19 protein-coding genes are annotated in these 20,409 nt (G+C 70.5%); 6 read left to right on the top strand and 13 right to left on the bottom strand.

The annotated features are described in order from the left end of the window. Window positions 1–256: 256 nt before the first annotated feature. A complete protein-coding gene (locus KDL01_RS07325) occupies window positions 257–2,086 on the top strand; it encodes a serine/threonine-protein kinase (protein WP_212527586.1) in 1,830 nt (609 codons plus the stop codon). 23 nt (window positions 2,087–2,109) lie between these two features. Then, a complete protein-coding gene (locus KDL01_RS07320; protein WP_212527585.1) occupies window positions 2,110–2,850 on the top strand; it encodes a tyrosine-protein phosphatase in 741 nt (246 codons plus the stop codon). 84 nt (window positions 2,851–2,934) lie between these two features. Here the strand turns inward: KDL01_RS07320 and KDL01_RS07315 are convergent, their stop codons facing one another. From KDL01_RS07315 to KDL01_RS07305, 3 genes are all read right to left on the bottom strand, one after another. Beyond that, on the bottom strand, window positions 2,935–3,723 hold the full coding sequence (locus tag KDL01_RS07315) for a maleylpyruvate isomerase family mycothiol-dependent enzyme (protein WP_212527584.1): 789 nt from the start codon (window positions 3,721–3,723) through the stop codon (window positions 2,935–2,937). Between the two features lie 78 nt (window positions 3,724–3,801). Then, a complete protein-coding gene (gene dnaE / locus KDL01_RS07310; RefSeq protein WP_212527583.1) occupies window positions 3,802–7,386 on the bottom strand; it encodes a DNA polymerase III subunit alpha in 3,585 nt (1,194 codons plus the stop codon). A gap of 102 nt (window positions 7,387–7,488) precedes the next feature. Beyond that, window positions 7,489–7,959 carry a GNAT family N-acetyltransferase gene (locus KDL01_RS07305; protein WP_212527582.1) on the bottom strand — a complete coding sequence of 157 codons (471 nt, stop codon included), beginning with the start codon at window positions 7,957–7,959 and terminating at the stop codon, window positions 7,489–7,491. A gap of 378 nt (window positions 7,960–8,337) precedes the next feature. Between KDL01_RS07305 and KDL01_RS07300 the strand changes: the two genes are divergently transcribed. The 4 genes from KDL01_RS07300 to KDL01_RS45145 are packed head-to-tail and all read left to right on the top strand — an operon-like array spanning window position 8,338 to window position 12,588. Then, a complete protein-coding gene (locus KDL01_RS07300) occupies window positions 8,338–8,904 on the top strand; it encodes a vWA domain-containing protein (RefSeq protein ID WP_212527581.1) in 567 nt (188 codons plus the stop codon). Next, on the top strand, window positions 8,901–9,758 hold the full coding sequence (locus KDL01_RS07295) for a hypothetical protein (protein ID WP_212527580.1): 858 nt from the start codon (window positions 8,901–8,903) through the stop codon (window positions 9,756–9,758). The genes KDL01_RS07300 and KDL01_RS07295 overlap by 4 nt, the downstream gene beginning before the upstream one ends. Continuing rightward, the gene (locus tag KDL01_RS07290; protein ID WP_212527579.1) at window positions 9,755–11,911 is read left to right on the top strand and encodes a hypothetical protein; all 2,157 of its coding nucleotides are present in this window, start codon (window positions 9,755–9,757) and stop codon (window positions 11,909–11,911) included. Before KDL01_RS07295 ends, KDL01_RS07290 begins: the two co-directional genes overlap by 4 nt. An 11-nt stretch (window positions 11,912–11,922) precedes the next feature. Further along, window positions 11,923–12,588 (top strand): restriction endonuclease, encoded by a 666-nt coding sequence (locus tag KDL01_RS45145; protein ID WP_212527578.1) that lies wholly within the window; start codon window positions 11,923–11,925, stop codon window positions 12,586–12,588. Window positions 12,589–12,722: 134 nt separating this feature from the next. Here KDL01_RS45145 and ndk read toward each other — a convergent pair whose 3' ends face one another. The 10 genes from ndk to rsmD all read right to left on the bottom strand — a co-directional run bounded on the left by ndk (window position 12,723) and on the right by rsmD (window position 20,312). Beyond that, complete coding sequence (gene ndk / locus KDL01_RS07280) at window positions 12,723–13,154, bottom strand: nucleoside-diphosphate kinase (RefSeq protein ID WP_307846161.1); 432 nt, start codon at window positions 13,152–13,154, stop codon at window positions 12,723–12,725. A gap of 225 nt (window positions 13,155–13,379) precedes the next feature. Beyond that, entirely contained in the window at window positions 13,380–13,739 is a 360-nt protein-coding gene (locus KDL01_RS07275; protein ID WP_212527576.1) for a DUF4233 domain-containing protein, read from the bottom strand. A 102-nt stretch (window positions 13,740–13,841) separates the two neighbouring features. After that, window positions 13,842–15,209, bottom strand: coding sequence for a bifunctional tetrahydrofolate synthase/dihydrofolate synthase (folC, locus tag KDL01_RS07270; RefSeq protein ID WP_212527575.1), 1,368 nt, complete (start codon window positions 15,207–15,209; stop codon window positions 13,842–13,844). Between the two features lie 65 nt (window positions 15,210–15,274). Continuing rightward, window positions 15,275–16,111 carry a bifunctional DNA-formamidopyrimidine glycosylase/DNA-(apurinic or apyrimidinic site) lyase gene (gene mutM / locus KDL01_RS07265; protein WP_212527574.1) on the bottom strand — a complete coding sequence of 279 codons (837 nt, stop codon included), beginning with the start codon at window positions 16,109–16,111 and terminating at the stop codon, window positions 15,275–15,277. After that, complete coding sequence (gene rnc / locus KDL01_RS07260; protein ID WP_212527573.1) at window positions 16,104–16,943, bottom strand: ribonuclease III; 840 nt, start codon at window positions 16,941–16,943, stop codon at window positions 16,104–16,106. The genes mutM and rnc overlap by 8 nt, the downstream gene beginning before the upstream one ends. Before the next feature lie 25 nt (window positions 16,944–16,968). Then, window positions 16,969–17,142, bottom strand: coding sequence for a 50S ribosomal protein L32 (gene rpmF / locus KDL01_RS07255; protein WP_212527572.1), 174 nt, complete (start codon window positions 17,140–17,142; stop codon window positions 16,969–16,971). A 119-nt stretch (window positions 17,143–17,261) separates the two neighbouring features. Further along, the gene (locus KDL01_RS07250; protein ID WP_212527571.1) at window positions 17,262–17,837 is read right to left on the bottom strand and encodes a YceD family protein; all 576 of its coding nucleotides are present in this window, start codon (window positions 17,835–17,837) and stop codon (window positions 17,262–17,264) included. Between the two features lie 123 nt (window positions 17,838–17,960). Then, window positions 17,961–19,061, bottom strand: a complete 1,101-nt coding sequence (locus KDL01_RS07245) for an ATP synthase subunit B family protein (RefSeq protein ID WP_212527570.1) — start codon at window positions 19,059–19,061, stop codon at window positions 17,961–17,963. A 179-nt stretch (window positions 19,062–19,240) separates the two neighbouring features. Continuing rightward, window positions 19,241–19,717 carry a pantetheine-phosphate adenylyltransferase gene (coaD, locus tag KDL01_RS07240; RefSeq protein WP_212527591.1) on the bottom strand — a complete coding sequence of 159 codons (477 nt, stop codon included), beginning with the start codon at window positions 19,715–19,717 and terminating at the stop codon, window positions 19,241–19,243. A gap of 25 nt (window positions 19,718–19,742) precedes the next feature. Beyond that, window positions 19,743–20,312 carry a 16S rRNA (guanine(966)-N(2))-methyltransferase RsmD gene (gene rsmD / locus KDL01_RS07235; protein ID WP_212527569.1) on the bottom strand — a complete coding sequence of 190 codons (570 nt, stop codon included), beginning with the start codon at window positions 20,310–20,312 and terminating at the stop codon, window positions 19,743–19,745. Window positions 20,313–20,409: the final 97 nt, after the last annotated feature.

Here is a 20,409-nt window from a genome sequence, read left to right as displayed (position 1 = left end):
GGGCGGCGTGAACGGCGCGACGGGCTGGGGTGGCCACGACGGCCAGGGGGATCACGCGGGAATACCGGCGGTGCCGCTCGCGGGCGGTCCCGGCGGACCTGGGCCTGGTGCCGAGCAGAACCCCGGGTACGGTCCGGATGCGGTTGGTCCGACTGACGCAAGCGACCCGGGCGACCCGCCAGCGCAGTCCCAACTTCCGCTGGCGCCCGAACTCGCGGTCCTCGGCGCGAAGCCGCTGAGCCGGAGCGACCCGGCGATGGTCGGCAGGTACCGGATCCACGCCCTGCTCGGCGTCGGCGGCATGGGACGCGTCTATCTCGGCTCGACTCCCGCCGGCCCCGGCGCAAACCGCGGCGGATCCGCGCCCGCCACCTGGGCCGCGGTGAAGGTCATCCGCCCGGACCTCGCCGACGATCCCGACTTCCGCCGCCGGTTCGCGCGCGAACTCGAGGCCGTCGGCCGGGTCAGCACTCCGTACGCCGCGGCGCTCGTGCACGGCGAACCGCGCGCGCAGCAGCCGTGGATGGCGACGGAATTCGTGCCCGGAGTCGCGCTCGGCGACGCGGTGCGCCAGGGCAGTGCGCTGCCGGATCCGGCGGTCTGGCGGCTGGCGGCGGACCTGGGTTCGGCCCTGGTCGCGGTGCACCAGGCCGACCTCGTGCACCGGGACGTCAAGCCGTCCAACGTCATCCTCGGCACCGAGGGCGCGAAGATCATCGACTTCGGCGTGGCCCACGCGTCCGACCTGAGCCAGCTGACGGCGACCGGCCTGAATGTCGGAACCCCGTCCTACATGGCCCCGGAACAGGCGAAGTCCGGCGAGGTGACGCCCGCGTCCGACATCTTCTCGCTCGGCGTGCTGCTGTACTTCGCGGCCACCGGGAAGCTGCCGTTCGGCGAGGGCGGGACGGCGGAGGTGCTCTTCCGCGTCGTCTACGAGGAGCCGGACTTCGACTCGCTGGCCCGGGTCTCCCCCGCCCTGCGCGAGCTGGTGCTGCGCTGTCTCGGCAAGGACCCGCTCAGCCGCCCGAACGCCGCCGGGGTCGTGGCGCAGACGCAGGCGGCGGCGACGGCAGGAGCGTGGGTCCCTGGTCGGTTCGCGCAGTGGCCGGCGGCGCTGGCCGAGCGCATCGCCGAGCGGACCAGGGCGGCGGGCCGGACGCTGCCGGAGCTCGCCGACCTGCCGGAACCCCCGAAGCCGGCGGAGCCGGCACCGGCACCGCACCGGCCGGACTTCGATCCGCAGGCGCTCGTCATCCCGGTGCCGCCCGCGCTCCCGCCGGACGAGCTCCAGACCGTTCTCGTGGACAACCGTCCCGGCGGCAATCGCGTCGGCGACGCCCTCACCAGGCCCGGACGCGCCCGGACGCGCGGGCGCATCGTCGTCGGCGCGGCCGCGGTGACGGTCGTGGTGCTCGGTGTGGCGGCCATGCTGGTGTGGGGACCCGGCGGCGGAAGCGGTGCGGGCGGCGACAAGGTGGACGCGCTCACCGGCACCAGCGCCGTGATTCCGGGCGGCGGCGCGTCACTCGGTGAGGCTTCCGGCACGGCCTCGGCGTTCCCCTCCGGCTCGATCTCGCCGTCGGCCACGGTACGGCCCTCCGGTTCGCCCAGCTCCAGCGGCTCCGCCGGGCCCGCTTCGTCGGCGGCGTCGGCGGCGTCCTCAGCGGCGGGCGGGGGCGTGGTGAACGGGTCGAGTTCCTCGGCAGCCGCTCCCGGCGGCGGTGCGGGCGGCTCGACCACCACCTCCGCTGCCGCCGCCCCGACGTCCGCGAAGGCCACCACGGCTTCGCCCACCGCGTCCCCCGTGAACACCGGGTGCAGCGGCTGGGACGCCGTCGAGCAGGGATCAGAGTACGGATACGGCTCGGGCAACGGCAGCTGGAACCTGTACATCGGGCCCTACTCGGCCTGCGCCACCACCGGTTTCACGGCGGCGCACGGGGACCGGCTGCGGCTGTGGTGCTACGTCACCAACGCCTACGGCAACGAGTGGACGTACGTGCAGGACACCGTGAACGACAAGTACGGCTGGATCTCGGACTCGAACTTCGTCGGCGCGGTCGGCGCGAGCAACCGCTGTTAGGCCGTCTGGGTTAACGTGGCGGCATGAGCGGCAACGATGAACGCGCGAAATCGGCGGCCGACGGGCCCGCGCAGGCCTACCTCGACGAGGTGGGCCTCGAGCGCGCGCTGAACATCGCCAGGGTGCACAACGCGCGCGACCTCGGCGGCCTGTCCGGCGCGCTCGGCACGGTGCGCCGCGGCCGGGTCCTGCGCTCGGCCGCACTCGACCGGCTCACGGCCGCCGGCGCCGGCACCCTCGCCGACCTGGGCCTGCGCACGGTGTTCGACCTGCGCACGCAGGAGGAGCGGGACGAGGCTCCGAGCGCGCTCGCGCCGGGGCTGACCGAGGTCGAGGTGGTCGTGGTCGACTATCTCGGCACGCTCGACGACCTGCCGGCCGGCCCGATGGAGCTGTATCTGCACCTGGTCGAACGCAGCGCTCCGGGCATCGTCGAAGTGTTCGAATATCTCAGCCGTCCCGACGCCGCGCCCGCGCTGGTGCACTGCACGGCGGGCAAGGACCGCACCGGCCTGACCATCGCGCTGCTGCTCGAACTCCTCGGCGTGCCGCGCCCGGTGATCGTGGCGGACTACGTCGCGAGCAACACCGGACTGCTCGGCCGCATCCGCACCAGCGTCAGCACCGAACTGATGGAGAACACGCTCGCCGCGCTGGACCAGGCGCACGGCTCGCCGCTCGGCTACCTCGAGGCGCACGGACTGAGCGGCGCGACCGTCGAGGCGCTGCGGGACGGCCTGCTGGAGCACGCCGCCGACGCGTGAGCATGCGTGCGGCCCGTGTCCTGCGGCGTCGGCGAGGCGACGGGCCGCGCGGCATATCAGAGCCCATGGACGTTCGGCGGGCCGCTACTGCGTCGCCTCCTTTCGCAGGGCCTTGAACTGAGCGAGCGCCTGCTCGTCGCCGGTGATCCGCACGGCGCCGTCGTCGACCCTGACCCACAGCCACAGCAGCACGTCCGCGGGCTGCCCCGAGACCGTCACGGCCGCCCGCTCGGCCGCGTCCCGCGCGGCGTGCTCGCCCGCTGCGACGTCGTCCTCGAACGCGGTGACCTCGACTCCGGCCTCGGTGGTCGCGAGCGTCCAGGTCCGGTTGCCCGCGGTCACGGCGAGCGGACGCGGATCCGGATCGCGCAGCGCGGAACCGTACTCCTCCGGGTACTTCCGGCTGAAGAACCCGATGAACAGGGTCAGGAACTCGTCGATCCCGTCCAGCGCCACCTCGTCGTCGATCGGGGCGAGCTCGAGCCCTGCGACCTGCTCGGCGTCCACCCGGTGCACGACCGTCTCGTGCGCCATCCGGCGTATCCAGAACCCCACCGTCTGGTCCGGATCGTGCCAGGTCGCCGCCGGGCCGGCCGGATCGTGCGCGTCGAAGGACGCGGTGAGCGCGCCGAACTGCTCGTCGAGCACCGCGACCGGGTCGGGGTCGAGCTGCGGGGGCCAGTCCTGCGGGAACTCCCCGAGCCGGATGCACTCGACCTTGTGCAGGTACGTCTGGGCGACGTGGTGCGCGAGCTGATCCGCCGTCCAGTCGGGGCAGCCGGGCACCTTGGCCTCCCGATCCGCACTCGCGATGGCGGCGCGCAGGAGGTGGAACTCGTGGTCCAGGCCGGCGCGAAGTCGTGAGGTCTCCATGTCTGAGAGTGAATCACCCGCTACCGACAATTTCACCCGGCCACACCCGGCTCGGCGCCCGCGCGGCGCCGGGCGCCCTCACGCCGTCATGACCCCCGGGCCGAACAGGGCCTTGACCTCCGAGTAGAACCCGTTGCCGGCGTCCACCCGGTAGGCCGGGAGCGCGTACTTCGACGTCTTGTCGCTGCCCACCACGGTCAGCTGCACCCGCTGGCCGCCCGGGTAGGTCTCCAGGATCCGCCTGAGCTCGGCCACCGACTGGGCGTTCACCCGCCGCTCGCGCAGGGTCAGCAGCACCGGCATGTCCGTCCCGGCGGTGGAGATGTCCAGCGGCGCGAGCTCCTGGCCCATCACCGACTTGACCCCGTCGCGCTCCTTGAGGTTTCCGCGCACCGAGACGGCGGCGTCCGGGCGCAGCTCGTCCACGTACAGCTGGTAGGCCTGCGGGAAGAAGAGCACGTCGATGCTCGCGTCGAGGTCCTCGACCACCACGGCGGCCCAGGTCTCGCCGCGCTGGTTGACCTTGCGGTCCACCTTGGTGATCAGGCCCGCGATGCGCACCTGGCCCTCGGTCCGCTCGTTCTCCAGCAGGTCCGGGATGGACAGGTCGCGGTGCCGGGCGAGCAGCGGCTCCGCGCCGCCGAGCGGGTGGTCCGAGACGTAGAGGCCGAGCATCTCCCGCTCGTAGGAGAGCAGCACCTTCTTGCTCCACTCCGGCGCGTCGTCCGCGATCGCCGTGCCGCCGAAGGAGGCCACGTCCGGCTCGTCCGCGCCGAGCTCGCCGAACAGCGAGTCCTGCCCGAACGCCTCGGCCTTCTTCAGGCTGATCACCGAGTCGACGGCGGATTCGTGCACTTCGATCAGGGCGCGGCGCGGGTGGCGCAGCGAGTCGTAGCCGCCGGACTTGATCAGCGACTCGACCGCGCGCTTGTTGCACACGACCAGCTCGACCTTGTCCAGGAAGTCGCCGAAGGAGGTGTACGCGCCCTTCGACTTGCGGGCGCGGATGATCGCGTCCACCACGTTCTCGCCGACGTTGCGCACCGCGCCGAGGCCGAAGCGGATGTCCCCGCCGACCGGGGTGAACTGGTGGGCCGACTCGTTCACGTCCGGCGGGAGCACCTGGATGCCCATCCGGCGGCACTCGGCCAGGTAGATGGCCGACTTGTCCTTGTCGCCGCCGGTCGAGGTGAGCAGCGCGGCCATGAACTCGACCGGGTAGTTGGCCTTGAGGTACGCGGTCCAGAACGAGACGATGCCGTATCCGGCGGTGTGCGACTTGTTGAATCCGTACCCGGAGAAGGGCACCAGCACGTCCCAGACGGACTGGATGGCCTCCTTCGAGTACCCGTTGTCCGCCATGCCCGCCGAGAAGCGCTCGAACTCGGCGTCCAGGATCTCCTTCTTCTTCTTGCCCATCGCCCGGCGCAGCAGGTCGGCGCCGCCGAGCGAGTACCCGGCCAGGTTCCGCGCGATCGCCATGACCTGCTCCTGGTAGACCACCAGGCCGTAGGTCTCACCCAGGATCGGCTCGAGCACCTCGGCCAGCTCCGGGTGGATCGGGGTGGACTCCTGCCGGCCGTTCTTGCGCTCGGCGTAGTTGATGTGCGAGTTCGCTTCCATCGGGCCCGGCCGGTAGAGCGCGAGCACGGCCGCGATGTCACCGAACTTCGTCACGCCCATGGACTTGAGCAGGTTGCGCATGCCCGAGTTGTCGAGCTGGAACACCCCGAGCGTGTCGCCGCGCGACATCAGCTCGAAGGTCTTCTCGTCTTGCAGCTCCAGCGTCTCGAGGTCGATCTCCACGTCGTGGCTGACCTTGATCAGCGCGATCGCGTCGGAGATGACCTTGAGGTTGCGCAGCCCCAGGAAGTCCATCTTCAGCAGGCCCATGGCCTCGCAGCTCGGGTACTCGAACCCGGTGATGACCGCGCCGTCCTTCTCCCGCATGTGCAGCGGGACGGCGTTGGTCAGCGGCTGCGAACCGATGATGACGGCGCACGCGTGCACGCCGAAGTTGCGCATCATGCCCTCGACGCCGCGCGCGGTGTCGATGACCTTCTTGACGTCCGGGTCCGCGTCGTACAGGGCGCGGATCTCGCCGGCTTCCTTGAACCGGTCGTGCTTCTCGTCGAAGATGCCGTAGATCGGGATGTCCTTGGCCATCACCGGCGGCGGCAGCGCCTTGGTGATCTTCTCGCCGAGCGCGAACGGGTAGCCCAGGATCCGGGACGCGTCCTTGATCGCCTGCTTGGTCTTGATCCGGCCGAAGGTGTTGACCTGCGCCACACACTCGGCGCCGTACTTCTCGGTGACGTAGCGCAGCATCTCGTCGCGCCGGTCGTCCGCGAAGTCGAGGTCGATGTCGGGGGGCGAGATGCGCTCGGGGTTGAGGAACCGCTCGAACAGCAGCGCATGCTCGATCGGGTCGAGCTCGGTGATCCGCAGGCAGTAGGCCACCATCGAGCCGGTGGCCGAGCCACGGCCCGGGCCGAGCGCGATGCCGGAGCGCTTGGCGTACTGGCAGATGTCACCGACGATGAGGAAGTACGCGCAGAAGTCCATCCGCTCCATCAGCGCGAGCTCGAGCTCGATCCGGTCGGAGTACTCCGGGCTCAGCTCAGCCCCGAAGCGGCGGTGCGCCCCGGCGTAGACCTCCTTGCGCAGCCAAGACGCCTGGGTCTCGCCCTCGGGCACCGGGAACTGCGGCATCCAGGACTTGTTCTCGGCGAAGACCTCGTCGTACGCGTCCGGCGCGACCATCTCGGCGATCAGCAGCGAACTGTCGCAGGCGCCGGGCACCGAGTCGAACAGCCGCCGCATGTCGTCGGCCGGCTTGATGTAGTAGCCGGTGCCGTTGAAGCGGAACCGGGTCGGGTCGTCCAGGTTGCGCCCGACGCCGATGGCCAGCATCGCGTCGTGCGCCGGGGCCTGGTCCTCGGTGATGTAGTGCGAGTCGTTGGTGGCCAGCGGCCGGATCCCGAGCTTGCGGCCGATCTCGAGCAGCCCGTCGCGCACCTGGCGCTCGATGCCGAGGTCGTGGTCCATCAGCTCGAGGAAGTAGTGGTCCTTGCCGAAGATGTCCTGGTAGGCCGACGCCGCCTTGACCGCCTCGTCGAACTGGCCGAGCCGCAGCCGGGTCTGCACCTCGCCGGAGGGGCAGCCGGTGGTGGCCACGATGCCCTCGGCGTTCTGCGAGATCAGCTCCCGGTCCATCCGGGGCGCCTTGTAGAAGCCCTCGAACGAGGCGATCGAGGAGATCTTGAACAGGTTGCGCAGCCCGGTCGCGTTGATCGACTGCATGGTGATGTGGGTGTAGGCGCCCCGCCCGGAGACGTCCTTGCCGCCCTCTTCCTCGTCGTCCCCGCCCGTCCCCGGCCGGCTCGGACCGCCCCAGAACACCGGCTTCTTGGTGAACCGCGACTCCGGCGCCACGTACGCCTCGATGCCGATGATCGGCTTGATCTCGGCCCCCGCCGCGCGCGCGTCCTTGGCCGACTTCCACAGGTCGTAGGCGCCGAACATGTTGCCGTGATCGGACATGCCGATCGCCGGCATCCCCAGCCGCGCCGCCTCCGCGACCAGCGGCTTCATCTTGGCCGCACCGTCGAGCTTGGAGTACTCGGTGTGGACGTGCAGGTGCACGAAGGAGTCGGAAGACACGGTCGGGGAGCTCCGTTCTTGCGTGGCTGACGCGACCCGCTCAACCTTAGTGCGTGCCGCCGACACTCGAGGGCGCCCCCCGCGGCGCGGCCCCGGCCGCGCTCAGTCCAGCCGCTTGAACAGATGCACGTCCGCCGCGTCGGCAGGCCTGCCGGGACCGCCATCGGACACCGGCCCCGGAATACCCAGCGTCCGCCCGGTCTCCACATACCCGTGCCGCTCGTAGAACGAAGGCGCCTGGAACGTGAAGGACGACACGCAGACCCGGTCACACCCCCGCCGCCGCGCCTCCTGCTCAGCCGCCTCCAGGATCTTCGTCCCCCACCCGTCCTTCCGGCTCTCCGCCCGCACCCACAGCATGCTGATGCCGCATAGCCCCGCCCAGTACCACGCGGTCAGCCCGCCGACGATCGCCCCCGCCTCGTCCACGACCTTCACCGAGAACTGCCCCTGATCGGCCTTGCCCGTCCCCGTCGCGGCGAAGTTGTACTCGTCGAGCCCCGCGTCCAACACCGCGGCAAGCTCCGCGTCCTGCCCGCCGGTGGTCAGCCGCGGCCCCTGATCACTAGTCATGGCCGGGAGTATGTCAGGAGCCCCGCGGCCCCGCCCCGGGATTGAGCCTCCGGAATTCGGCCAGCTCGGCACTGATCACCTCACGCATCCCGCCGAGCCCCGACGACCGCCGCCCTCCCCCACGCGTCTGCGCCGGCACCTGAGCCGGATCAGACGGCTGGGCCGACGGCTGGGCCGCGCCGGGCTCAGAAAGGGATGCGACGGCGGGCCTGGTATTCGAGGAACACTTTCTGAAGAACGATTTGACTGTTTTGAGGTCACTCGGAAAGGGCCTTCAGAGTTGAGGAGGGCGTCCGCGACTACTTCCACGTCGCAGTCGTCGGCTACGGCCACCGTTTCGGCTCGGCCTACAGCGGGGCGCTCGCGGGCCGGGATTTCGTGCCGCTGAGCGAGGTGGCCGACAATCCGGCCGAAGTGCAGGAACGTGCCAAGAAGGTGCCCGACGGCGCAGGCGGGCTCGTGGAGACGACGGCGAGCTTCCCGATCTGGATGTATCCGACCGCCAACGGCGGCACTCCGATGGTCGCGGCGCTGCGGCACGCGCACTGGCTGGTCTCGGGATGGCTCGAAACCCACCCGGGGGGCTTCCCTCCGATCGTCCTGAACCTCTCCGACGGCGAGTCCACCGACGGCGACCCTTCGGCAGCGGCTCGCGAGCTCACGACGCTCTTCAGTGCGGACGGCGGCGTGCTGCTGTTCAACCTGCACGTCTCGTCGGTCGGCGGCGCACCCGTGGAGTTCCCCGACTCCGATCTCGCGCTCGCCGATCCCCACGCGAAGCTGCTGTTCGCGATCTCGAGCCCGCTGCCCGAGCACATGCGCGCTTACGCGGGTTCGCAGGGAAAGCGGGTGAGCGAGGCGACGCGGGGCTTCGTGTACAACGCGGACATCAGTGCGGTGGTGCAGTTCCTCGACATCGGCACGCGCGCAACCGACCTGCGGTGAGGTCCCCGGCATTCATCGCGCGATATCTGGTTCCCAAGCAGGGTCATCGAGTCGAGCAGTGCGAAGACGCCGTCATCGTCCTTCCCGCGTCCGCGCCGGCGGACGAGATCGACCAGAGGATCGTCGCCGCGCTGTGTGACGGTGCGTCGGAGAGCCTGCTCGCGCGGGCCTGGGCCGACATGCTCGCCAAACATCTGGCCGAACCGCGCATCGGCCACAGCGTCAAGCGGACCGTCTCGGCCGTCACGGCTGCGGCGGATGAGTGGGACACCTGGCTTGAGGGATACGTCAAACACCGTGAAGCCGCAGGTCGGCCGCTTGCCTGGTACGAGCGGCCCGGCCTGGAGCGAGGAGCGTACGCGACACTGCTGAGGGTCGCCCTCGACCCTCCCGCGGCCGATGCGCAGACCGGCGACGAGCTGATGAGATTGGCGGACGCGGTCGGCACCACCGGCCGTTCCGCTTGGCATTGGCACGCCGCGGCGTTGGGTGACACCTGCTTGTTCCACGTGCGCGGCAACCGGGTACTGCGTGCCTTTCCGATCGAGGACTCCTCGGAGTTCGACACGAATCCGTCGCTGGCCTGCAGCCGGAACGCCGACAGGGCCCTGCTCGCCAAACACGTCGCGGACGCGGACGGATGGTGTGAGTCGGGCGACCAGCTGTATCTGGCGACGGATGCGTTGGCCGCCTGGTTCCTGCGGCACACAGAGGCCGGGGACAGACCGTGGGCGGTCTTGCGGGAGTTCGCCGGCCGCGACGTCCACGAGTTCGAGGCTTTCGTGGCCGCGGAGCGTGCGGCAGGCACCCTGCGCAACGACGACGTGGCCTTCGTCCACATCGACATCGGATGACCGCCGTGAGCCGAGCGAACTTCCCCAGCGGGGGCGATTACGCCGCGGCCCTGCAGAACCCGGTCGTGTCCTTCTCCGACGGCGACCTGCGCGGCGGAAAGCCGGAGCTGACCAAGCTCGGGATACCCAGGGCCATCTCAGGCAACTTCGCCTCGGTCTTCGCGGTCACCACCGCCGACGGGCGGCGGTTTGCCGTGAAGTGCTTCACCCGCGACGTACCCGATCAGCGCGAGCGCTACGAGGCGATCAGCCGCCACCTCGCCGCGGTGGCACTGAGCGGCTTGTCGCAGCCGTGGAAGATGGACTTCGAGTTCCTGCCCGAGCAGATCCTCCTCAACGGGCGACGCTGGCCCGTGATGAAAATGGCCTGGGTGGAGGGCGTCGCGTTGGATCGGTGGCTCGACGCCCACCAGAGCGACGGCCTCTCGATCCGCGCACTCGCCGACCGATTCGCGGCGCTCGTCGGGGACCTGGAACGACTCAAGATCGCGCATGGGGACCTCCAGCACGGCAATCTGTTGGTGGCCCCGGACAACACGTTCCGTCTGGTGGACTACGACGGCATGTTCGTCCCCGCGCTCGCCGCCCGCAACGCGGCCGAGCTGGGCCACCGTCACTATCAGGCACCGATACGCGGCACGCGGGACTTCGGCGAGAACGTCGACCGATTCTCGGCCTGGGTCATCTACCTCTCGCTCAGCGCGCTGGCCGTCGAGCCGATGCTGTGGAGCCTTCTGCGCAAATCCGAAGACGAGCACCTGCTCACTTCGGAGGAGGACTACCGGGCACCGGCGGGTTCCTGGCGGCTGGATCAGATCGCCTCGGTCAGCCCGGAGATCAAAGGCATAGCCGAGCAGGTCCGCCTGTACGCGCAAACCCCGCTCGACGCCATCCCCGCGCTCGCGCCCCTCACCCGGATGGCCCGGCCATCCATATCGGCCGTGTCATCCGCGGCCCACACCTCCGCGGTGACCGGCGCGGCTCCGGCATCTCCAGGACGGCCGGCCTGGCTCGAAGGCCACCTCACGGCCGGTGAAAGCGTCGAGCCGGCGCCTCGGTTCACCCGACGTCGTGCCGTGGACTGGGTCACCGCGGCCGTCATCGCCCTCTACGTCCTCATGTCGGTCGCGAGCGTGTTCGTCGGCTTCTTCACAGCCCCGCTCCTGCTCCGCGCCTTCGCACTCTGCGTCGCGCTGGTGGGCATGGGCCGACGCAGAAGACCGGAGTGGCGTACGGCCAAGGCTGCCCGCAATTCGCGCCGGGCGCAGCTCAGAGAACTCAGCGGTGCCGCAGCCGCCATGACGCGGATGACCGCCGATTTCGAAAAGGAGAACAAGCGTCTGGCGGATCAACTGACGCAGATCCACCAGGCACGGACGGGAGTGGACACCAAACGCGCCCAGGAGCACAACGCGATCGACCGGCGTTGCGCCGGCGAGGTCGCTCGAGTCAGCCGCCTGCTGTTCGGCGCCGAGGCGGCGAGACAGCGGTCGATCACCGAGGAACTGCAGGCGCTGGTGACCGCGCACATCGCCGCCGAACTGTGCCGTCACGACATTCTCGCCGAGGTCAAGAACATCAGCGGCCTCGGACCCGCCGCCGCGCGCGCCTTGGCCCGCTATGGCATCGTCACCGCGGCCGACGTTCACGTCACCTTCGCCCCTGGCAGCGGCGCTTACACCACGCAGGTCGCTCTCTTCCAGCTTCCGTACGGCCAGCGGACCCGCGTCGAGGGGATCGGTGAGAAGAGGGCCGCCGCGCTGGAGAGCTGGCGCGAAGGTCTCGTCCGCCGGGCGCAGCGGACGGCACCCACGGCGGTGCCGCAAGCACGGCAGATCCAGATCAATCAGCAGCACGCCGCGTTCATCGCCAAGCTCCAGGCCGAGCGTGACGCCGCGCAAACCAGTGGCATCGCCGCGAAGGAGAACGTCAACCGGCGACTGGCCGCTGAGATCGTCGCCCTCGAAGAGCGAAGGCGCCGTTCGGAGTCGGAGCGCGCGGTCAACCGCTCCGCTTATGAGCGCAACAGCTCGCAGGTCCGGGCCGGAGCCCTTGAATTCGAACGGCTCAGGCACAAGGCCGCGCTGGAGAGGCGCGCGAGGCGGCGCCTCAACCACCTCTACTATCTACGCTTCAGTCTGTTCGGCTTCTGATGGGGGGTCGCGTGTCGCGACGACGAAGATCCGACCTGGAGATCGTGTTCGGAGTACTGGCCGCGATCGTGACCGCGATCGTGCGGGAGCCGGCCCTGCTGTTGCTTCCCTGCCTGCTGGTGACTTGGGGCGGCCTGGCCGCGATCGGCCACGACCCTGTCGGCGGCACGCTCGTCGTCCTCGCCAGCCTGGGCGTGGCGGTGGCGCTCGGCAGTTGGCGGCTGCGCCACTATCAGCAGGTGCGCGCGGACCAGGCCGCGGCGGCACAGCTCTACGCCGTCCGTGCGACCGAGATCGCCTCCTACCAGGCGATGAACGCGACACAGTTCGAACAGGCGCTCGGATACCTGTGCGCCAGGGACGGCTGCACGACGGTCCAGGTCGTGGGCCGCTCCGGAGACCTCGGCGCCGACGTCGTCGCCGTGACACCCGACGGCCTGCGCCTGGTGATCCAAGCCAAGCGCTACCGCCCCGGCAACAGAGTGTCAGGGCCCGACCTGCAGCGCTTCGGCGGGACCTGCTTCACGATCCACGGAGCAGGAATCGCCGTCGTCGTCACGACCAGTGACTTCACCTCCCAGGCCCGAGCCTACGCACAGCGCGCCGGCATCCGGCTGTTCGACGAGCACGCATTGGCCGCATGGGCGTCGCGCACCGGGCCGGCCCCCTGGATGTAGGCGACGATGCCCGGCCGACAACGACGCGGGAGGCGCACATACGACGGCGAGCTCCTCACTGACGAGGTGTCAGTCAAGGAGCTCGCTGCGTCTATCGGTCAAGCCTCTTGCGGCGGCTGACCTGCAGGTGCCGTTTAGGCCAGATCCGGGAAGAAGAGCTTGATCTCGCGCTCGGCGGAGGCCGGGGAGTCGGAGCCGTGGACGAGGTTCTGGACGACGGTGGTGCCGACGTCGGTGGCGAGGTCGCCGCGGATGGTGCCGGGGGCGGCCTTGACCGGGTCGGTGGCACCGGACAGGGTGCGGAAGGCCTCGATGCAGCGGTGGCCCTCGATGACCATGGCGACGACGGGGCCGGAGAGCATGAAGGAGACGAGCGGTTCGAAGAAGGGCTTGCCCTGGTGCTCCGCGTAGTGCTCCTCCACGAGTTCGCGGGGCAGGGTACGCAGATCCATGGCGGCGATCCGGATGCCCTTCCGCTCGATCCGATCGGTGATCGTGCCGATCAGGGCACGCTTGACGCCGTCGGGCTTGACCAAGACGAGCGAGCGCTCCACGAGGGTCGCCACCTTTTCTTCCTTTCCGCGCGGACGCATGGCCCACGAGCTCGTCCCCACACTTCGGGGGGATGCGTTCAACTGATGTTATGACCTAAGTCACGCCAGGTCATACCCGGGGTCGGTGACCGTCGGGGTACCGAACCCCGGCTTTTCGGACCTTCCCGACCTTCTCGCCGGACCCTACGTCCCCACCGGCCGGCGCGGACGTACGGCACTGCGCGGCGGCAGTGCCGGTCACTCGCCGTGGGCGGCCTCCCAGGCCTGCATCCGCTCGGCCTTGATCTGCTCGCCCTTGGCGCCGAAGTGCACCCCGGCCCACCACAGGGCGGCGAAGACGAGGCCGAGCGCGAACATGTCGGTGACCCAGAATCCGGCGCCGACGAAGGCGGCCTGCAGCACCCAGCCGAGGGTGTAGGCCCAGCGGAACCTGAGCATGCCGCTCAGCAGGATGCTGACCACGCCGAGCACGACGGCCAGCTGCCAGCCGCCGGCCGGGTGCAGCTTCGCCGCGACCAGCCCGAAGAAGAGCGCGATGAACGCCTCGAAGACGAGGACCGACGCGGCCATCCGGCGCATGGGCTCTTGCCACCTCATTTGTGTGCTGACGATATCGGCGGACGCGGGGAGCGGGGACCCCCACCGGGCAGCTGCGCCCACTCCGCCTACGACCTACCTGCCCCACGCTACGGCATCGCCTCAGCCGCGCAGCAGCCGCCCCGCGTCTCCGGCGGTGACGACGGAACCGGTCACCAGCACACCCGCGCCGCCGAGGCTGGGGTCGGGGACGCCCACCTCGGCGAGTTCGAGCGCGCGGTCGATGGCGTCGTCGAGGCGCTCGACCGCGGTGACGCGGCCTTCGCCGAAGACCTCCTGCGCGAGCGCGGCGAGTTCGTCCACCGGCATGGAGCGCAGGGTCGAGTTGCGGGTGACCACGATCTCGTCGATGACCGGCTCGAAGGCCTCGAGCACGCCGCGCACGTCCTTGTCCTTCATCGCCGCGAACACGCAGACGAGGTGCTCGAAGGTGAACTCCTCGCTGATGGCGCGGGCGGTCGCCTCGGCGCCGCCGGGGTTGTGCGCGGCGTCGAGGATGACGGCCGGGTTGCGGCGCACCACCTCGAGCCGTCCGGGCGAGCTGACCTTGGCGAACGCGGCGCGCACGATCTCCGGGTCCAGGCTGCCGCCGCCCTGGCCGGCGCCGAGGAAGGCCTCGACCGCGGCGATGGCGCAGGCGGCGTTGCCGGCCTGGTGGGCGCCGTGCAGCGGGAGGAAGAGGTCCGGGTACTCCTGCGACAGACCCTTGATGTGCAGCTGCTGGCCGCCCACCGCCAGCTGGCGGTCGAGTACGCCGAACTCAAGGCCCTCGCGCGCGACGGTGGCGCCGACCTCGGCCGCGTGGCGCATGAGCACCTCGGCGGCCTCCAGCGGCTGCTGCGCGAGCACCGCGACGGCGCCGGGCTTGATGATGCCGGCCTTCTCCTCGGCGATGTCGCGGACGTTGTCGCCGAGCAGGTGGGTGTGGTCGAGCGAGATGGGGGTGACCACGGCCACCGGGGCCTCGATGACGTTGGTGGCGTCCCAGGTGCCGCCGAGTCCGACCTCGATGACGGCCGCGTCCACCGGGGCCTCGGCGAACGCGGCGTAGGCCATGGCCGTGGTGAACTCGAAGAAGGAGAGCTTGAACGGCTGGCGCGCGTCGATGAGCTCTGCGTAGGGCTTGAGCTCGTGGTAGATCTCGGTGAAGCGCTCGCGGCTGATCGGCTCGCCGTCGACGCAGATGCGCTCGCGGATCTCGGCCAGGTGCGGGCTGGTGGTGCGGCCGGTGCGCAGGTTCAGCTCGCGCAGCAGGGCGTCGGTGATCCGTGCGGTGGAGGTCTTGCCGTTGGTACCGGTGATGTGGATCGAGGGATAGGCCCGCTGCGGTTCGCCCAGCACGTCCATGATCGCCTTGATCCGGTCGAGGGACGGCTCGATCCGGGTCTCCGGCCACCGCTGAAGCAGTTCCGCCTCAGCGGCCCGGTACTGGGCCTCGATCTCCTGGCTGTGCTCGCTCCCGCTGCTCATGCCGCCATTGTTTCACCCTTCGCACCGGGCCCGGACGTGCGCCCGTCACCGGAGGTCACGGGGCATCACGGACGCTGGCAGCGGGGGCAGAAGTAGCTCGAGCGGTTCATGAAGGCGGCGCGGCGTATCGGAGTGCCGCAGCGCGGGCAGGGCAGGTCGGCCCGGCCGTAGGCGTTGAGCGCGCGGGAGAAGTACCCTGACTCGCCGTTGACGTTGACGTAGAGCGAGTCGAACGAGGTGCCGCCCTGCTCCAGCGATTCGCCGAGCACGGCGCGTACCTCGGCGAGCAGCGTGACGGCCTTGGGGCGGGTGAGCTCCCCGGCCGGGCGCTCGTAGTGCAGCTTCGCCCGCCAGAGCGACTCGTCGGCGTAGATGTTGCCGATGCCGCTGATCAGGCTCTGGTCCAGCAGGGCGCGCTTGATCCCGGTCTGCTTGGCGCGCAGGGCCCTGATGAAGGCGGCGTCGTCGAACGCGGGGTCGATCGGGTCGCGGGCGATGTGCGCGACCGGGACCGGGACGCCGTCGCTGACCGGTTCGAGGCTCAGTCCGCCGAAGGTGCGCTGGTCCACGAAGCGCAGCTGGGGGCCGCCGTCGGCGAACTCGACGCGCACGCGCAGGTGCGTCTCGTCCGGGACCTCGGCGGGCTGGACCAGCAGCTGGCCGCTCATGCCGAGGTGGCCGAGCAGCGCGTCGCCGCCGTCGAGCGGGAGCCACAGGTACTTGCCGCGGCGGCTCGCGCCCAGGACGCGCTGGCCGGCGAGCCGGGTGGCGAAGTCCTCGCCCCCGGCGGTGTGGCGGCGCACCGCTCTCGGATGGAGCACCTCGACCCGGCTGACGGTGCGTCCGGCCACCCAGCGGTCGAGACCGCGGCGTACGACCTCGACCTCGGGTAGCTCAGGCACCGTCGGATCCGGGGGTGGCGGACTCGGGAGCGGCGAGCGCGTCCGACGCGGGCACGGGTGCGGGCGCGGACGAAGGACCGGCACCGTTCGACCCGGCCGCGGACGGGGCCCGGCCGTCGGGTTCGGCCTTGGTGGAGCCGTGCTCCTTGCGGATCGAGCGGTAGGCGTGCTCCGCGGCGATCTGCTCGGCGTTCTTCTTCGACCGTCCCTGGCCGCTGGGGTAGTCGGCCTCGCCGACGCGCACCCGGGCGGTGAAGGACTTGTCGTGCTCGGGGCCTTCTTCCTCGACCACGTACGCGGGTACGCCGAGGGAGTGCTCCGCGGTCAGCTCCTGCAGCGAGGTCTTCCAGTCCAGGCCGGCGCCCAGGCCGGCCGAGGCCTCGATCAGCCGGTCGAAGAGCCGGTGGATCAGCTCTCCGACGGTGTCGAGCCCGTGGTCGAGGTAGACCGCGCCGAGCAGCGCCTCCATGGCGTCGGCCAGGATGGAGGACTTGTCCCGTCCTCCGGTGGCCTCCTCGCCCTTGCCCAGGCGCATGAAGTCGCCGAGCTCGAGCTCCCGGCCGACCTCGGCCAGGGCCTTGGCACTGACCACGTGGGAGCGGAACTTCGCCAGCTGACCCTCCGGCAGATCCGGATGGGTGTGGTAGAGCGTACTGGTCACCACGACGCCGAGCACCGAGTCGCCGAGGAACTCCAGCCGCTCGTTGGTCGGGCAGTGGCCGTTCTCGTAGGCGAACGATCGGTGCGTCAGCGCCTGCTCCAGGAGCTGCGGATCGATCGGCAGACCGAGCCGCTGCTCCAGGAGTCCGGGCGGTTTGAGGGAATCGGTCACGACCGTCTTCCGTCGGGCCGGGGCCTTAGACGGCCAGCACCTGACGCTTGTCGTAGGTGCCGCAGTTCTGGCAGACGGTGTGCGGACGCTTGGTCTCCTGGCAGCGGTCACAGGCGACCAGGGTCAGCGGGGCGGCCTTCCACTGGGCGCGGCGCGTACGGGTACGGCTGCGGGACTTCTTGCGCTTCGGAACGGCCACGGCTCAAACTCCTGGTCAGTTACTGCAAAGGTCATTCGGTCGTACCCGACGACTTTACCGGAAGTCGGCGGGTGTTTCGAACCGCGGCCCCCGGGCTCGGGTTCGCCCGAGGTGACGGCCTATTCGCCGTGCTCGGCGCCGAGTCCGCTCAGGGCGGCCCAGCGGGGGTCCACCGCGTCGTGGTGGTGGTCCGGATCCTCGGCCAACGGCACACCGCACTCGGGGCACAGCCCCGGGCAGTCCGGCTCGCACAGCGGCTGGAGCGGCAGTTCGAGCATGACCGCGTCACGCACGAGGGACTCGACGTCGAGGAGCTCCTCGACCACGGCCAGGGCCTCCTCGCGCTCCTCGGCGGTCAGCTCCTGCGGGTCGTAGTAGAACAGCTCCTGGAAGTCGGCGTCCACCTCGACCTCGACCGGGTCGAGGCAGCGCACGCACTCGCCGACCAGCGAGCCGGAGACCCGCCCGGTGGCCAGCACGCCCTCCACCACGGACTCGAGCCGCAGGTCGAGCAGCAGGTCGGCGCCCTCGGAGGTGTAGAGGCCGTCGAGGGTGGAACCGCCCCCGAGCATCGTCTCCGCGGGCAGGTCACGGTCGAACTGGCGCATCGCGCCGGGCCGCCGGCCGAACTCGCGCACGTCGAAGACGTAGGGCGAACGCACGTCGGGACGCTTCGGTTTGGCTACGGGAGGCATGCCTCCAGTCTACCCGCCGCACGGGGGCGCTCCGCCGGGAAACGAACACGCGGGCACCGACGGCGAGATGATCACCGTGGGCGCCCGCGCGGTCGCGCAGCGTGTATCAGTGGCGGTACCGGATCACCGGTACTGCTGCTGCTGTTGGAACTGCCGTACGTCGATCAGGCCGGTGTCGAAGTACGAGGTCTCCTCCGCCGGGTACTCCGGACCGGGGCCCTGCTGCTGGCCGGGGTGGCCGTAAGCGGCCGGGGCACCGTACGCGGCGGGCTGGCCGTAGGCGTCCTGGCCGTACGGGGCATCGGTGGGGAACTCCCCGGTGCCGTAGCCCTGGACCGCGCCCTGGTCGTATCCGGGCTGCTCATATGCGGGCTGCTCGTATCCGGGCTGTTCGTATCCAGGCTGCTCGTACGCACCGCTGTCGTAGCCCTGGGCCTCGGCGTAGTAGGGCTGCTGCGGCGCCTGGGCGTAGCCCTGCTCCTCGTACCCGGCGTGCGGGTGCGGCTCGTAGGGACGCTCGGCCTCCTCGAAGGCGATGCGGGTGAACTCCCCGGTGGTCTCGAAGCCGCCTTCCTCGAAGCGCTCGGTCTCGAACTGGGCGGCGCCCTCGAAGCCCGCGGCCTCGAACTCGTTGCCCTCGAAGTCGTTGCCCTCGAAGCGGTTGTCGTAGCCCTCGCGCACCTGGGGCATCTCGCCGGTGCCGGAGAAGTCCCTGGACCGCTTGCGCTCGGCCTGGACCAGGTCCTGCTCCTCGACGTGCCGGCCGAGTTCCTCCATCGGGTTGTTGCCGCGCATCTTGTCGCGGCCGCGCCCGACGGCCTGGAGCGTCTTGGTGAGCACCACCTCGAAGTTGGCCAGCTTCTGGTCGACGTACTCGTCCGCCTCGGCCCGAATGGAATCGGCGTCGCGGCGGGCATCGTCCAGGATGCGCGAGGCCGCTCCGCGGGCCTCCCGGGAGATGTCGGTGTTGTTGATGATGGAGTCGCGCTCCCCGCGGGTGCGCTCGATCAGGCGTTCGGCCTCGCGACGGCCTTCGGCCAGAACGGACTCGCGGTCGTCCAGGACCCGGCGGGCCCTGTCCATCTCCTCCGGCATTCCGCGCTTGAGCTCGTCGAGCAGGTCGAGCACCTGCGCGCGGTTGATGACGCACGACGCCGACATCGGCATCGCACGCGCACCCTCCACGATCTCGATGAGCTCGTCGATCTTCGCGTTGACGTCCAACGGACTCCAACTCCCTGCGTCACCTAGGCGCCGCCGGCTCGGCAGCGCCCGACCACGGTACCCCGAACCGGGCGGCGGACGGAGAGTGCTGAGGCAACTGCGAGCTTTGTCCGGAAAGTCCGCTCAGCCCGTTCGCGGCGGCGGCGCGCGCCGCCGCCGGGGAGTCGACGGGTTGTCGGCTACTTGCGCAGGCGTTCGACCAACTGCTCGAGCACCGGCTCGGGCAGCAGGCCGGAGACGTCGCCGCCGAGCGCGCAGACTTCCTTGATCAGCGAGGAGGACAGAAAGCTGTAGAGCGGGTTGGTGGCCACGAACAGGGTCTCGATGCCGGCCAGCCGGTGGTTCATCTGCGACATCTGAAGTTCGTAGTCGAAGTCGCCCACCGCCCGCAGCCCCTTGACGATGGCCTTGATCCCGCGCTCGGCGCAGAAGTCCACCAGCAGGCCGTCGACCACCTCGACGGTGACGTTCGGCAGATGCGCCGTCACGTCGCGGATCATGCGCACCCGCTCGTCGTAGGCGAACAGGCCCTTCTTGCCCGCGTTCTTGCCGATCGCCACCACGACTTCGTCGAAGAGGCCGGTCATACGGGTGATGATGTCAAGGTGGCCGTTGGTCACCGGGTCGAAGGATCCGGGACAGACCGCCCGGCGCACCGGTGTGGCCTCGAGGCTCGTAGCGTCACTGCTCACGGCGGTGACCGTACCAGAGCGTGCCCTCGCCGTAAGCCCTGACCCGGAGTGAATCGAAGCCCTCCGGCCAGATCCACTCCGGGTCGCGGCTCGCCCGCTCCACGCAGACCACCGCGTCCGGGCCGAGCCAGCCGTGCTCGGCGAAGTCCTCGATCTGCGCGGACAGCACCTCCGTCTCGAGCGCGTAGGGCGGGTCGAGGAAAAGCAGGCCGTACGGCGCGTCGGGGCAGGGCTGCGCGGCCACCCGCTCCACCCGCTCGGCCAGCACCCGGCCGCCGGGCAGCCCGAGCGTGCGCAGGTTGGCGCGCATCACGTCGGCGGCGCGGCGGTCGGACTCGATCAGCAGCGCGGCCGCGGCGCCGCGGGAGAGCGCCTCGATGCCCACCGCGCCGGAGCCGGCGTAGCCGTCGATCACGCGCAGCCCGCCGAGGCCGTGCAGCAGCGAGTCCAGGGCCGAGAACAGCCCCTCCCTGGCCCGGTCCGAGGTCGGCCGGGTGCCGTTGCCCGGCGGCACGGCGAGCCGCCGGCCCCGGGCCTGGCCTGCGATGATCCTGGTCATCGGCCCAGTCTACAAAGCGCGGCGGGGCGGGCGGCACGCGGCGGCGGCTGCGCGGAGCCTGTGCGCGAGCTGTGCGATTGCTGGGGATCTGCGGGCA

This window comes from Actinospica durhamensis, assembly GCF_018139695.1.
GTDB classification, from domain to species: Bacteria; Actinomycetota; Actinomycetes; order Streptomycetales; family Catenulisporaceae; genus Actinospica; species Actinospica durhamensis.
Note: the sequence above shows the minus strand (reverse complement) of the source record. Positions and strands in the feature narration are given on the sequence as shown.